Source organism: Hamadaea sp. NPDC051192 (assembly GCF_040682475.1).
In the GTDB taxonomy this organism is placed as follows: Bacteria; Actinomycetota; Actinomycetes; order Mycobacteriales; family Micromonosporaceae; genus Hamadaea; species Hamadaea flava.
Window position 1 is genome coordinate 1 of the sequence record NZ_JBFBAZ010000182.1, and the last position, 13,482, is coordinate 13,482.

The window sequence follows — 13,482 nt, forward strand, 5'->3', positions numbered from 1 at the left end:
GCGTTGGCGTGGCAGAACACCGCCTACAACCAGCCGCCGCATCCGTCGTACTTCCTCGGCGACGGGATGAGCACCCCACCCGCACCCACCATCTACGTCCGCTGATCACTGCCGTGGGCGTGCCGGTCCGGGCGAACCGGCACGCCCACGGTCAACCCTCTCGTGCGTAGGAGCCCCACATGTCTTCCACCCGATTCCGTGCTGTGCGCCCGTTGGCCCGATTCCGGGCTGTGCGCCCGTTGGCCCGATTCCGGGCCGCGATCCTGTCGGCGAGCACCGTGATGGCGACGATCGGCCTCATGGCGGTCGTGACGACGCACGCCGCCGCGGCGGCGACCCGATACGAAGCCGAGACGGCCCCCGCTGTCTGTACCGGAACCATCGACTCGAACCACACCGGATACTCCGGCAGCGGTTTCTGCAACGCTTCAAATGCTGTCGGTGCGGCGGCGCAGTTCACGGTCACCGCTTCGACCGCCGGTTCCGCGACGCTCGGCGTCCGGTACGCCAACGGCACCACGACGGCGCGGCCGGCTGACGTCCTGGTCAACGGCACCCGCGTTGCCGGTGCGACCTTCGACGGCACCGGCGCCTGGACCACCTGGCTGACCACGACGCTGACGGTGGCCCTGGTCGCCGGGAGCAACGTCATCCGGTTCAGTCCCACCACCGCCAACGGCCTGCCCAACGTGGACGCCCTGGACGTCGACCTGACCGGCGGATCCACGGCGGGCACGGGCCGGCCGACCGATCCGAACATCCAGTACTACGGCCGGTGGAACACCGCCGATCCGGCGTACTACTCGATGGGCTGGGCCGGCGGCTACCTGGAAGCCCGCTTCACCGGCAGCACGATCGGCGTACGCCAGCGCAACGCCATCGACCTCTTCTACGCCGTCGACGGGGCGGCTCCCCAATGGCGGCGTACGGTGTCGGGCGATGTGACGCTCGCGACCGGGTTGACCGGCGGCTCGCACACCATCCGCATCGGCTATCGCGAACGGGCGGGCTCCTACGCCGGCGACCCCGTCTTCGGCGGCCTCCTGCTCGCCGCCGGAGCGCAGACCACGGCGATCGGCCGCCCGGCGAACTTCGTCGAGTTCATCGGGGACTCCATCACCGTCGGCCAACCCAACGCCGACCGCCCCTTCACCACGTACGCCTGGCAGACGGCCGAAGCGCTCGGCGCGGCCCACAGCCAGGTCGCGCAAGGCGGCGCGTGCCTGGTCAGCCAGGACTGCTATGGGATGATGGACTGGTTCCGCCGATCGTCGGCCTGGGTGAGCTACGACGACTGGAACTTCGCCACCTATCAGGCGACCGCCGTCGTGATCAACCTCGGCACCAACGACGTCGGCCACGGCGTGTCGACCCCGGTGTTCCAGGCGAACTACATCGTGCTGCTGGAACGGCTGCGGCAGGCGTACCCGAATGCGGAGATCTTGGCGATGGGCGTGTTCCGCGCCCGGTACGTGACCGAGACTCGCAACGCCGTGGCCGCCCGTACCGCGGCCGGCGACGCCAAGGTCCACTTCGTCGACACCACGGGCTGGATCGACGCGGCCACCGACACCTCCGACAACGTCCACCCGACCGACGCCGGCCACGCGAAGATCACGCAGCGCCTGCGGCCGATCCTCGATCAGTACATCTGAGCGGAGGAGAGATGAAACGGCACCTGATCATCGCCTGCGCCGCGGCACTGGCAGCGGCCGCCACCGTGGTCGGCGCGAACATCGCCGCCGCCGCGACCACCCGCTACGAGGCCGAGACGGCCCCCGCCGTCTGCACGGGAACGATCGACTCGAACCACACCGGCTTCTCCGGCAGCGGCTTCTGCAACGGCACCAATGCGATCGGCGCGGCGGCGCAGTTCACGGTCACCGCGTCCGCTGCCGGTTCCGCGACGCTCGGCGTCCGGTACGCCAACGGCACCACGACCGCGCGCCCGGCTGACGTCCTGGTCAACGGCACCCGTGTCGCCGGTGCCTCCTTCGACGGGACCGGGGCGTGGACCACCTGGGTGACCACGACGCTGACGGTGACCCTGGCGTCGGGCAGCAACATCATCCGGCTCAGTCCCACCACAGCGGACGGACTGGCCAACGTCGACTACGTCGAGCTGACCACCGCGGCCGGTCCGACGCCCGACCCGACGCCGTGCGCTCCGCCCACGACCAGTCCGTCCCCGTCGAACCCGTCGACCCCGCCGATCACGGTGTGGCTCGCGGGCGACTCGACGGTGGCCAACCCCGCCAGCGGTACCACCTGCCCGGTCGGCTGGGGCAACCAGTTCGCCCAGTACTTCACCGGCAGCGTCACGGTGAAGAACAACGCGGTCGCGGGCCGCAGCATCCAGACCTGGCTCTACGACCCGAACGTCACCACGACGACGGACTCGTCCGGCGAATGCGTCATCAGCCCGGCGACCTACTCCACCCGCTGGCAGGCCATGCTGGACGCGACGACCGGGATGAAGTCCGGCGACTATCTGCTCATCCAGTTCGGCATCAACGACGGGACGAGCACCTGTCCCCGGCACGTCGGCTCAGCGCGGTACCAGCAACTGCTCGGCGTCATGGCCAGCGCGGCCAAGGCGCGGGGAGCCCATCCCGTCTTCCTGACCCCGGTCGCTGCGATCACCTGCTCGGGCAGCACCGCCGTGGGCAACCGGGGATTCCTCACCGAGACGAACGCCGCCGCCGGCGCGAACGGCGTACCCGTCATCGACCTGCACCGGCTGAGCTACACGCTGTACAACACGCTCGCGTTCTGCCCGAACAACGGCGACTACACCTCCGGACCGGTCGGCGCCTTCTTCTGCGACGACCACACCCACTTCGAGGCGGCCGGAGCCAAGCAGATCGCCGGGGTCGTCGCCTCGGCCCTGCGGAACCAGCAGATACCGCTGGCCGCGTACCTCAAATAGGCCGACGGGCTGCGGCACCCCAGCGGTGCCGCAGCCCCGATCCAGTGGGTGTCGGACACCGGGGTACGCCGTAGTCGTGGCCTACGGTGTGAAGGTGTCATTTGCGACAAACGCCATCGAAGCCCCTCAGGAGCCGCAGGCGACGGCGACGGTCGAGCTCGCGTCGCCGGCCTGGTCGCCCCGGAGCTGGACCGGCCTGCTCGCGGTCCTGGCGATGGGAGTGTTCGGACTGGCCGCCCGGCTGCGCTACGTCAACCCGATGCGCAGCGGCGACGAACCGCACTACCTGATGTTCAACGTCGCGCTGCGGAAGTACCACAGCCTCAACCCGGCCCGCGCGTACGCGAACGGCGACTATCTGGCGATCCATCCGCAGCCGATCGAGCCGCATCTGGTGCCGGGACCGGACGCCCAGCCGCTGCCGCTACATGGATTCGGCGGGCCGCTGCTGTGGCATCCATTCTACCTGCTGATGGGCGTCGCCGGGGTCTACCTGTTCATGGTGCTGGTGTCGACCCTGACGGTGCTCAACATCTACTGGCTGCTGTCGGAGCTGGGCTTCGCCCGCGCGTACGCGGTCGGCGTGGCCGGGCTGTTCGCCGTCGGGACGCCGCTCTACACCTACTCATCGATGCTGTTCATCGAGCCGATCGCCGCCCTCGCGGTGGTGTTCGCCGTACGCGGTCTGCTGCGTGCGGAGCTGACCTCCGCCCGGATCGCGGCCGTCGCCGCAGCCATGGGCGCGCTCGTCTGGGTGCACGGCCGCTTCCTGCTGCTCATCGTGCCCGTCATGCTGCTCCTGGCCGGGCGGATCTGGCAGCGCAGCCGGTTCCGTGACCGCTGGGCGATCGTCGCCATGGCCGTCCCGAGCGTTCTCCTGGTCGGCGGGTACGCCCTCTACAACCTCGTCGTCTGGGGAACGGCGAACCCAGCCCCGGCGAACGCGGCCTCCGGCAACGGCATCTTCCAGATCTCGCCGCTGACCGGTGTGCTCAACGCGCTCCTGGACCGGAACTACGGGCTGCTCACCAACTTTCCGCTCATGTTCCTGGTCGGCGGGGGAGTGCTCCTGGCGCTGGGCGGCGGCCTGCGGCGTACCAGTCTGATCGTCGCGGCCGTGGTCGTGCCGTACTCGGTCGCGGTGTGCACCTTCGTCAACTGGTGGGCCGGCTTCGGCCCGCCTGCTCGGTATCTCGTCGCGGTCGCCCCGCTGTTGTCGATCTTCGTCGCGGTCGTCCTGCGACAGCTGAACCACTGGCTCGCCGTCGCGGCCGCCGTCCTGCTGGCCGGCTACGGGTTGCTGCTCGGCCTGCTGAGCGACATCGACAAGGGGCTGCGGTGGAACTGGGAGCTGCATCCGGAGGTCTCGGTCCTCGGCCGGCTCGGCGATCTGCTCGGGCTGCCGCTGGCAACGTTTACCCCGTCGGCGTTCCAGCCGGGACAGACCGCGTTGTTCGTTTGGTGGAGCGCCGCGGTCGTCGTGGTGTCGGGCCTCATCTGGCTGGCGGGGAACCTGCACCGGCTGCGCCGTTGATCCGCCAGGCTGCGCCCTGATCGGGCCGTAAACCGTTCAGTCCTCGAGGCTGATCCGCGGGAGGATCCGGTCGAGCCATCGCGGTATCCACCACGCGCGGTCACGCAGCAACGACATCACCGCCGGCACCAGGATCATGCGTACCACTGTCGCGTCGATGAGCACCGAGAACGCGAGGCCGACCGCGAGCATCTTCACGGTGGGCTGGTCGTTCAGCACGAAGCTGGTGAACACCACGATCATCACCGCGGCGGCCGTGGTGATGACCCGCGCGGTGGCCCCGATGCCGATCGCGACGCTGCGGCGCGCGTCGCCGGTCTGGCCGTACGCCTCATGCACCCGGGACAGCAGGAACACCTCGTAGTCCATCGACAGCCCGAAGATGACGGCGAACATGAACATCGGCACGAACGCCGGGATCGGCACCTTCTCGTCCAGCCCGATGAGCGACGAGCCCCAGCCCCATTGGAACACCGCCACCAGTACGCCGTAGGACGCCGCCACCGACAGCAGGTTCATGACGGCCGCCTTGATCCCGATGGCGAGCGACCGGAACGCCATGGTCAGCAGGATCAGGGCCAGCAGCACCACCGCACCGATGATCAGGGGCAGCCGCTGGACGATGCGGTCGGTGAAGTCGACCGCGCCGGCGGTGTTGCCGGTGAGGTAGGTGGTCGCCGGGACCGTCGGCAGCACGTCGTCGCGGATCCGCTGGACCGTCTCGGTCGTGTCCTCGTCCTGCGGCGCGGTGGTCGGAGTGGCGTTGACGATCGCCACGGTGTTGGCGGGGTTGACGTTGGCGGACGACACGGAGGCGACGCCCTCGGTCTTGGACAGTGACTGGCTGAGCTTGCTCATCATCGACTGGGTGTCGCTGGTGGACTGTCCCGGGGGAACGGACACGACGACGGTGATCGGCCCGTTGACCCCCGGCCCGAACCCCTCCGACAACAGGTCGTACGCCCGGCGCGAGGACTGCGAGGTGGGGTTGGCCCCGGCGTCGATCTGGCCGAACTCGATCTTGAATAGCGGCAGGGCGAACACGAGGAGCACCACCGTCGCTCCAGCGGCGTACGGCCAGGGGTGCCGGCTGACCGCCCGGCCCCAGCGGGCGAACAGGCCGTGCTCGTGATCGGGGACGGCGCCCGCATCGCGTCGACGCCAGGACCGCACCGCCCGTTTCGCCAGGCCGAGCAGGGCGGGGACGAGGGTCAACGCCGCACACATCGCGATCACGACCATGATCGCCGAGGAGCCGCCGAGGGCGCCGACGAACGGCACGCCGGACAGGTAGAGGCCGAGGATCGCCACCACTACCGTGCTGCCCGCGACGACGACGGCCGCGCCGGAGGTGGCCGCCGCCCGGCCGATGGCCTGGCGGATCGGCTGGCCCGCGTCGACGCCTTCGCGGTGGCGGGCCACCATGAACAGGGCGTAGTCGATGGCCACTCCGAGCCCGAGCAGGGTGGCCACGGTCGGGGCCGTCGTCGGCAGGGTGAAGACGTTGGCGAGCAGCGCCAGGATCGACAGCCCGACGAGGACGCCGACGATGGCCGACACCAGCGGGATCACCGCGGCGGCCACTGAGAGGAACATGATCAGCAGCAGGACCAGGGCCAGCGCCAGCCCGACCGCCTCGGAGCTGCGGTCGTCGGTGGCGTCGTCGATCTGCCCGGCTCCGCCGCCGTAGTCCACGGTCAGCCCGGCCGCCCGCGCGGGTGCGACGGCCGCGTCCAGCTGGTCGAGGTAGGACTGGTCGAGGCTGCCGGGCACCACGTCGAACGCGATCGTCGCGTACGCGATCTGCCCGTTCTTGCTCACCTGCGGGCTGTTGGCGGCGGCGAACGGGCTCGTGGCGGTGAGGACGTGGGGCAGTTTGGCGGCGTTGGACACGGCCTCGTTCACCGCCGAGGAGGACGCCGACACCTGTTTGCCCGACGGCGAATGGAAGACGAGCTGGCCGCTGTAGCCGCCCGCCTGCGGATACTCCTTCTGCAGCAGATCCAGGCCTTGGGCGGCCGACGAGCCCGGCACCGTGTAGTCGTCGGCGAGGTTCCCGCCGAAGAGCTGCCGCCCGATCAGCAGGCCCACCACGGCGACGAGCCACAGCCCGATCACCAGCCAATGCCGTCGCGCCGCTGACTGTCCCCATCGTTCCAGGAATGACTTCATGCTCGGTTCCCCCGACGTTCCCCCGACAGGAGGCTACGCCGCGCGACGGGTGGGGCGTTCACAATCCGGTCATCCTGCCCATTGGGATCGGCCTTGTATCCCATAATTCCCATGGGAACGATAGGAATTACGTGATCACGGGCCACGTGATCGTCCTGTCGCATCGTCTTGTAGCAAGGAGTCCCTCGTCATGCGCGTACCCCGAAGGCTGCTGATCGCGGCCACGACCGCTCTCTTGTCCGCCGCGGCCGTCGGGCTGAGCGCCTGCGGCTCCGGGGCGGACGCCGCCACCGGCGACTCCGGCGGTGCGGTGCTGAAGTTGCAGGACCCGGGCAACGCCGGACCCCTCGCGTACGCCAAACGCGAGGGGATCCTGGAAAAGCGGCTGGCCGCCGTGAACGCGAAGGTCGCATGGGGTGGCTCCTACGCCTCGTTCACCGCGACCGCCGACGCCGTGCACGCCGGCTCGGTGAACGTGCTGGCCGGGGCGATCTCGCCGGTGCTCGGTTACCTGGCCAACAGCAAGGACATCCGCGTCTTCGCGGTCACCGACCCGGTCACCGACGCAGCCGCGCCGCAGACCGACGGCCTCGTCGTCGCGGCCGACAGCCCGATCAAGTCCGTGGCCGACCTCGTCGGCAAGCGGGTCGCCGTCAACAAGGGCGGCCGCGGTGAATACCTCCTGCTGCTCGCCCTCCAGCAGGCGAACATCCCGGTGGACCAGGTCGAACGCGTCTACCTCGGGCTCGACCAGGCGGCGTCGGCGTTCGCGACCGGCAAGGTGGACGCCTGGTGGGCCATCGTCAACGCGTACCCGCAGGTCGTGGCGAAGGGCGCGCGCGTGCTGGTGCACGGCCGCGACCTGCCGGACCAGGATCTGTCCATCGTGGCCGCACGGCTGGAACTGCTCCAGCAGCACCCGGAGGCGGTCAAGGTCTATCTCGACGTGCTCCGTGAGCTGACCCAGCAGGCCAAGCAGGAGCCCGAGAAGTTCCAGAACGTCTTCCTCCAGCAGGGCCCCACCGCGATCACCGGCGACCGGCTGAAGCTGGAGATCGAGAAGACGCGCTACGCGCAGGTTCCGCGCCTGGTCACCGACGCCGACGGGGCCGCGGTCACCTCGGTGTCCGATCTGTTCTCCCGCTACGGCGTGGTCAAGGACAAGGTCGCGCCGGCCGACGTCTTCCTCGTGCTGTCATGACCGCCGTCATCGATCCGCCGGTCGCCACCGTGGTCACGTCGCCGCTGGTCACACCCCGGTTCCTGGGTGCGCGGCGGCCCCGGCGGGTGGTCTCGGTGGTGGCCCGGCTCGCCGTCCCGGGGCTCCTGCTCCTCCTCTGGTGGTACGCGACCAGCCGCGACCTGATCTCCGCGGAGGTGCTCGCGGGGCCGGGCGCGGTCGTGCAGGCGCTGCGCGAGCTGGCGTCGACCGGGCAGCTCGCCGACTACCTGTTCGCCTCGTTCGGCCGGGCGGCTCCCGGCGTCCTCATCGGAACCCTGGCCGGGCTGCTGCTCGGACTGTGGACCGGGCTGTCGGCGATCGGCGAACGGCTGGCCGACCCGGTGATGCAGATTAAGCGGGCCGTGCCGTTCCTCGCGCTGGTGCCGCTGTTCATCTCCTGGTTCGGCGTCGACGAGCTGTTCAAGGTGGTGCTGATCGCGGTGGCGACGGCCAGCCCGATGTACGCCTACACGTATCTCGGGGTGCGGGGCGTCGACCGCAAGCTCGTCGAGGCCGCCCGCACGTTCGGGCTGTCCGGCGTGCGCCTGGTCGCCGGGGTGATCCTGCCGACCGCGCTGCCCAACATCCTGATGGCGCTGCGGATCAGCCTGTCGGTCAGCCTCGTCGGGCTGATCGCCGCCGAGCAGGTCGGGGCCACTGCCGGCATCGGATACCTGGTGACGCTGGCGCAGCAGTACTACCGCAACGACTACATGGTGCTGTGCATCCTGCTCTACGCCGTCCTCGGCATCGCCATCGACCTCGGCGTACGCGGACTGGAGCGGCTGGCCATGCCCTGGCGGCGGCATCAGGAGGCCCGATGACCGACGCCGTACGCCCGCCCGCCGTCCAGCTTCGCGGTCTGACCAAGCGGTTCGGGACCAAGACCGTGCTGGACGCGATCGACCTCGACCTGAGAGCGGGGGAGTTCCTGGCGCTACTCGGCCCGAGCGGCACCGGCAAGACGACCCTGCTCCGCATCCTGGCCGGGCTGGAAGTACCCGACTCCGGTGAGGTGCTCGTGCCAGAGCGGCGTACCACCGTGTTCCAGGAGCCGCGCCTCGTCCCGGCTCGGCGGGTGCTCGCCAACGTCACGATCGGCCAGCCGCGCAGCGCCCAGGAAGCCGGGCGGTCGGCGTTGGCCGAGGTCGGGCTGCCCGACGCCGCCCGGCGTTGGCCGGTGACGCTGTCCGGCGGCGAGGCCCAGCGCGTCGCGCTGGCCCGAGCCCTCGTCCGCCGGCCCCAGCTGTTGTTGCTGGACGAGCCGTTCGCCGCGCTCGACGCGCTGACCCGGTTGCAGACCCAGGACCTGGTCGGCGACCTCGTCACCCGGCATCGGCCGGCGGTCGTCCTCGTGACGCACGACGTCGAGGAGGCCGTGCGGCTCGCCGACCGGGTCGCCGTGCTGCGCGACGGGAAGCTCGCCGCCGACCAGTCCATCGACCTCCCCGGTACGCGTGACCGCACCGACCCGCGGTTCGTCGAGTACCGCCGCTTCTTCCTCGCCGAGCTAGGCATCCCGTCGTTGAAAGGGGTCTGACCCATGACCGCCGTTTTGGAATCTACTGTGGACAAAGTTTGGTACACCCGGTGCCCGGTGCCGACCGCCAGCGGCCTGGCCCTCAACCTGGGCTGGCTGGCCGAGGAGTTCGGCACGGCCGGGCTCGACGTCGGCGTGCTGCAGGACGCCGGACCGGAGCTGGCCCGCCACCACTACGACCACCAGCTGCTCGGGCTGTTCCGCGAAGGCGGCAACGTGCCCGCGCTCGCGGCGAAGTCCGAGGGCGCCGCGACCAGGCTCATCGGGCTGACCTGGATCGACGAGTGGCAGAGCGTCCTCGTCCGGGCGGACTCGCCGATCACCGGGCCGGCCGGCCTGGCCGGAGCCACCGTCGCCCTCCCCGGCTGGGGCGCGACCCGGGGACAGAGCTTCCCCCGCGCGATGGCGTTGCACGGCTTCAAGGGTGCGCTCAGCCTCGCCGGGCTGACCCTCGACGACGTACGCCCCGTCACCGTGCCCAGCCTCTCGACGGAGATCGGCCGCGACCGGACCGGGGGAGGGTTGTGGCCCGGGCTGCAGGCCGTTGCCGACGGTGCGATCGACGCCGTCTACGTCAAGGGCGCGAAGCAGGCCGAGGACGCCGCCCGGCTGGGCCTGCGCGTGGCGGTCGACCTGGACGAGCACCCCGACCGGCGGTACCGGGTCAACAACGGCACACCCCGGCCCATCACCGTCCACGAGCGACTCCTGGCGGAGCGGCCGGAGTTGGTCGTCCGGTTCCTCGTGCAGACGCTGCGGGCCGCCGACTGGGCCGCCGGGCACCTCGACGAGCTGCGGACCATCCTCGCCCGGGAGACCCGGTCCGGGGCCGACGGCGTCCTCACCGCGTACCGGTCGGGGTTCCACCGGACGCTGCACCCGACGCTGGACGCCGACCGGCTCGACCTGCTCGACCGGCAGCAGCGCTTCCTCGCCCTGCACGGATTCCTGGCCGGCGAGGTCGACGTGTCCGCCTGGGCCGCGCCCGAGGTTCTCGAAGCCGCCCATCGGGAGGTGGCGGAGTGACCACACTGGACATTCAGGTCCTCCTGCCGACCCGGGCCGAGGGCGTACGCCACGGCTTCGGGCACCTGCGGGAGGTCGTCCGCGCGGCGGAACTGGGCACGCTGTCCGGCGCGGTCGTGCCGTTCGACCCGGACGGGCTGGAGAGCTGGAGCGTGGCCGCCGCCGCACTGCGGGACACCCGGTGGCTGAAGGTGGTGGCGGAGTTCCACCCCGGCGTCAGCACCCCGGTGTACGCGGCCAAGGGGTCGGCGTCGTTGCAACGCTTCTCCGGCTCCCGCTTCGCCTGGCGGCTCGCCGTCGACCTCGACCCGGCCGTCGCGCGAGCGCACGGTGACTTCACCGTCGGCGACGACCACTATCTGCGGGCGGCCGAGTTCCTGCAGATCGCCCGGGGTGTGTGGGGCGGCGGCAAGGCCTCCGGCCCGGGCGGCGTCAAAGGCGAGTTCACCTTCGAGGGCAAGTTCTTCGACGTCCTCGACGGCGGATTCGCCGCCCCGCTGAGCCTCGTGCCGTTCCCTCAGGTGCAGCTGACCGGGGCGTCTCCGGCCGCCCTCGACCTGTCGGCCCGGCACGGCGACGTGCACATCTTCACCCCGCCGACGCTGGCCGCTGCCGCGCAGCTGACTGAGCTGGCCGCAGCCCACGGGCGCACCGTCGGGATCGGCGTACAGCTGTCGGCGGTGTTGCGCGAGGACGCCGCCGAGCTGGCCGACGCGCCCTTCCGTGATGAGGCCGACTTCGCCGGCACCTATGCGGAGGCGGCCGACCTGCTGCGGGCGTACGCCGCCCAAGGCGTGTCCACCGTCGTGTTCGACGCCCGGCCGCGCATCGAGGAGACCTACCGCGTCGGCGAGCACCTCATCCCGTTGCTGGAAAACCCTGTGCTGGAAGGAGTCTGACCATGTCGATCGACATCTACTGGCGGGTCGGCACGCATGGCGACCAGCCGTCCCTGCGACGCCGTACGCAGAGCCGGGGCGGTTTCGTCGACCAGTCCGTGCCAGGCCGGCCCGTTCCGGGGCAGCTCGCTCCGGGACTGCGGGACGGTGCACCGGACGGTTACAGCTACGCCGACCATGTGGCCGACGTCGTCCGGGCCTCCGAGACGGCCGGCTTCGTCGGCGGGCTGCTGCCGTCGTTCCCCGGCACCGACGACCCCTGGGCGCTGGCCGCCTCACTGGCCCAGCAGAGCCGCAGGTACCGCTTCATGGTCGCGTACCAGCCGGGATTCCTGCATCCGGTGCAGGCGGCTCGACTGACCGCGAGCCTGCAGGCCGCGACCGGCGGGCGCATCGTCTACAACGTCATCTCCGGCGGCGGTGGACCCGCGCAGCTGTGGTGGGGCGACAAGGTCTCCCACGACGACCGGTACGCGCGGACCTCGGAATTCCTCGACGTCCTCAAGGGAGTGTGGGCCGGGGACTTCTCCTACGAGGGCCGGTTCTACCGGGTCGAGGGAGCGGGCCTGCCGAAGGACCTGGCCGGGCAGCCGTTCCCCGAGATCTACTTCTCGGGCTCCTCGCCCGCCGCGATCGAGGCGGCCGGCCGGCACGCCGACTACTACCTGTCCTGGCTGGAACCGTTCGACGCGCTCGCCGCCAAGTTCGCCCAGGTCCGGGCGGACGCCGCGGCGCTGGGCCGCACCCCCCGGTTCGCCGTACGCCTCGACGTGCTGGCCCGCCCGACCGAGGACCAGGCCTGGGACGAGATTCGGCGCGGATTCGAGAATCTGGGTCCCGATGCGCTGCGCGCCTTCGAAGGCGGCGGCGACTCGGTCGGCGCGGCCCGCAGCCGAGGTTTCACCGGCGACCCGAGCGCGGGCTTTCGCGGCCTTGAGGTCGCACCCAACGTATGGGGCGGCTTCCACCTGCTGCGTGGCGGCCCGGTCTTCGGCCTCGTCGGCAGCTACCACCAGGTCGCTCAGCGCCTCGACGAGCTGATCGGCCTGGGCGTCGACGCGTTCATCCTCGCCGGTGTGCCGCATCTGGAAGAGGCGCACCGGATCGGCGAAAACGTGCTGCCCCTGCTGGCCCGCGACCACGACATCACCATTCCCTGACCCGACCTGACCTTCGAGAGGACCGCTCATGGCTCTGCGCATCGGCTACTTCCCGCACAACAACTCGCTCTGGGTGCTGCGCCACCGCGGCATCGTCGAGCGCACCATCCCCGACGTCGAGTGGATCGACATCCGTACGCTCCCGCCGGGCCCGCGTCCCGACGTCACCGCCGGGCTGCCCACCAGCCATGGCGACGGCCTGTTCGACGGCTCGTACGACTTCATCGGCACCGGGTTCACCCCGCCGATCACCGCTCAGGCCCACGGTCACGACATCGTCTACGTCGGCATCTCCGGCCCGCGCGTGGAGAACAGCAAGTTCGTGGTACGCGAGGACTCGCCGATCACGTCACTGGAAGACCTGCGGGGCAAGCGGATCGGCATCGGCCACGGCTCCTGGCAGACGACGTTGGCGTTGTTCGCCCTCGACAAGGTCGGCCTGACCTGGTCCGACGTCATCCCGGTGGACCTCAACGGCAACGACGGCGCCCAGTTGTTCCTCGACGGCGAGATCGACGCCTGGACCGGCTCCTACCCGTCGCTGACCCGGGTCGAGCAGCAGATCGGCGTACGCGAACTGATCCCGACCGACGGCCTGTTCAGCCACCGGTCGCTGTGGTTCACCCGCCGCGACTTCGCCGTCGACCGCGCCGACGAGCTGGCCGTCATCGTCGCCGCCCTCCAGGAATCGGACACCTGGATCCGCGACAACCCGCGCGAGGCGGCCGAGCTGTTCGCCGCCGACGGCGGCGGCAACCTCGACGAGTGGGAGTACGCCCTGCGCCACCGGCCGTTCGGCGTACTGCCGGTCAGCGAGGACTTCGTCCTCGAACAGCAGCGCGCCGCCGACCTCCTGTACGCCAACGGCCTGCTCCCGAAGCCGATCACCGTCACCGACGCCGTCCTCCCCACCCCCTGACCCTGACCGCGACGTTGATCATGGAGTTAACTGTGGTCTCGACGGTGTGTCGTGACTGGAAACTCCATGATCAACGCCCGT

At 70.5% G+C, this 13,482-nt stretch carries 12 protein-coding genes; 11 read left to right on the forward strand and 1 reads right to left on the reverse strand.

The features are described 5' to 3' along the window. Nucleotides 1-3 precede the first annotated feature (3 nt). The 4 genes from AB0M47_RS38705 (at nt 4) to AB0M47_RS38720 (ending at nt 4,463) form a co-directional block, all read left to right on the forward strand. Nucleotides 4-105 (forward strand): hypothetical protein, encoded by a 102-nt coding sequence (locus AB0M47_RS38705; RefSeq protein ID WP_363418211.1) that lies wholly within the window; start codon nt 4-6, stop codon nt 103-105. Between the two features lie 74 nt (nt 106-179). Next, nucleotides 180-1,655, forward strand: coding sequence for a GDSL-type esterase/lipase family protein (locus AB0M47_RS38710; RefSeq protein WP_363423086.1), 1,476 nt, complete (start codon nt 180-182; stop codon nt 1,653-1,655). An 11-nt stretch (nt 1,656-1,666) separates the two neighbouring features. Beyond that, nucleotides 1,667-2,929, forward strand: coding sequence for an SGNH/GDSL hydrolase family protein (locus AB0M47_RS38715; protein WP_363423088.1), 1,263 nt, complete (start codon nt 1,667-1,669; stop codon nt 2,927-2,929). Nucleotides 2,930-3,023: 94 nt separating this feature from the next. Continuing rightward, nucleotides 3,024-4,463 carry a hypothetical protein gene (locus tag AB0M47_RS38720; RefSeq protein WP_363423090.1) on the forward strand — a complete coding sequence of 480 codons (1,440 nt, stop codon included), beginning with the start codon at nt 3,024-3,026 and terminating at the stop codon, nt 4,461-4,463. 36 nt (nt 4,464-4,499) lie between these two features. On the opposite strand, the gene AB0M47_RS38725 is transcribed toward AB0M47_RS38720, so the two are convergent. Continuing rightward, entirely contained in the window at nt 4,500-6,635 is a 2,136-nt protein-coding gene (locus AB0M47_RS38725; protein ID WP_363423092.1) for an MMPL family transporter, read from the reverse strand. 190 nt (nt 6,636-6,825) lie between these two features. Here AB0M47_RS38725 and AB0M47_RS38730 point away from each other — a divergent pair, with 190 nt between their 5' ends. Genes AB0M47_RS38730 through AB0M47_RS38760 form a run of 7 tightly spaced genes read left to right on the forward strand, consistent with a single transcriptional unit; the run spans nt 6,826 to nt 13,401 of the window. Beyond that, nucleotides 6,826-7,836 carry an ABC transporter substrate-binding protein gene (locus AB0M47_RS38730; RefSeq protein WP_363423094.1) on the forward strand — a complete coding sequence of 337 codons (1,011 nt, stop codon included), beginning with the start codon at nt 6,826-6,828 and terminating at the stop codon, nt 7,834-7,836. Continuing rightward, complete coding sequence (locus tag AB0M47_RS38735) at nt 7,833-8,681, forward strand: ABC transporter permease (RefSeq protein WP_363423096.1); 849 nt, start codon at nt 7,833-7,835, stop codon at nt 8,679-8,681. Before AB0M47_RS38730 ends, AB0M47_RS38735 begins: the two co-directional genes overlap by 4 nt. Beyond that, the gene (locus tag AB0M47_RS38740; RefSeq protein ID WP_363423098.1) at nt 8,678-9,397 is read left to right on the forward strand and encodes an ABC transporter ATP-binding protein; all 720 of its coding nucleotides are present in this window, start codon (nt 8,678-8,680) and stop codon (nt 9,395-9,397) included. Before AB0M47_RS38735 ends, AB0M47_RS38740 begins: the two co-directional genes overlap by 4 nt. Before the next feature lie 27 nt (nt 9,398-9,424). Next, a complete protein-coding gene (locus tag AB0M47_RS38745; RefSeq protein ID WP_363423100.1) occupies nt 9,425-10,423 on the forward strand; it encodes an ABC transporter substrate-binding protein in 999 nt (332 codons plus the stop codon). Beyond that, nucleotides 10,420-11,322: an LLM class flavin-dependent oxidoreductase gene (locus AB0M47_RS38750; RefSeq protein ID WP_363423102.1), complete on the forward strand. Its 903-nt coding sequence runs from the start codon at nt 10,420-10,422 to the stop codon at nt 11,320-11,322. Before AB0M47_RS38745 ends, AB0M47_RS38750 begins: the two co-directional genes overlap by 4 nt. Nucleotides 11,323-11,324: 2 nt before the next feature. Next, nucleotides 11,325-12,482, forward strand: a complete 1,158-nt coding sequence (locus AB0M47_RS38755; RefSeq protein WP_363423104.1) for an LLM class flavin-dependent oxidoreductase — start codon at nt 11,325-11,327, stop codon at nt 12,480-12,482. A 28-nt stretch (nt 12,483-12,510) separates the two neighbouring features. Then, on the forward strand, nt 12,511-13,401 hold the full coding sequence (locus AB0M47_RS38760; protein ID WP_363423106.1) for an ABC transporter substrate-binding protein: 891 nt from the start codon (nt 12,511-12,513) through the stop codon (nt 13,399-13,401). Nucleotides 13,402-13,482 lie beyond the last annotated feature (81 nt).

What these genes read in the sequence shown, in the direction of transcription:
- AB0M47_RS38710 (WP_363423086.1), top strand. Translation starts at nt 180, where the DNA reads ATGTCTTCCACCCGATTCCGTGCTGTGCGCCCGTTGGCCCGATTCCGG.
- AB0M47_RS38715 (WP_363423088.1), top strand. Translation starts at nt 1,667, where the DNA reads ATGAAACGGCACCTGATCATCGCCTGCGCCGCGGCACTGGCAGCGGCC.
- AB0M47_RS38725 (WP_363423092.1), bottom strand. Translation starts at nt 6,635, where the DNA reads ATGAAGTCATTCCTGGAACGATGGGGACAGTCAGCGGCGCGACGGCAT.
- AB0M47_RS38730 (WP_363423094.1), top strand. Translation starts at nt 6,826, where the DNA reads ATGCGCGTACCCCGAAGGCTGCTGATCGCGGCCACGACCGCTCTCTTG.
- AB0M47_RS38735 (WP_363423096.1), top strand. Translation starts at nt 7,833, where the DNA reads ATGACCGCCGTCATCGATCCGCCGGTCGCCACCGTGGTCACGTCGCCG.
- AB0M47_RS38740 (WP_363423098.1), top strand. Translation starts at nt 8,678, where the DNA reads ATGACCGACGCCGTACGCCCGCCCGCCGTCCAGCTTCGCGGTCTGACC.
- AB0M47_RS38755 (WP_363423104.1), top strand. Translation starts at nt 11,325, where the DNA reads ATGTCGATCGACATCTACTGGCGGGTCGGCACGCATGGCGACCAGCCG.
- AB0M47_RS38760 (WP_363423106.1), top strand. Translation starts at nt 12,511, where the DNA reads ATGGCTCTGCGCATCGGCTACTTCCCGCACAACAACTCGCTCTGGGTG.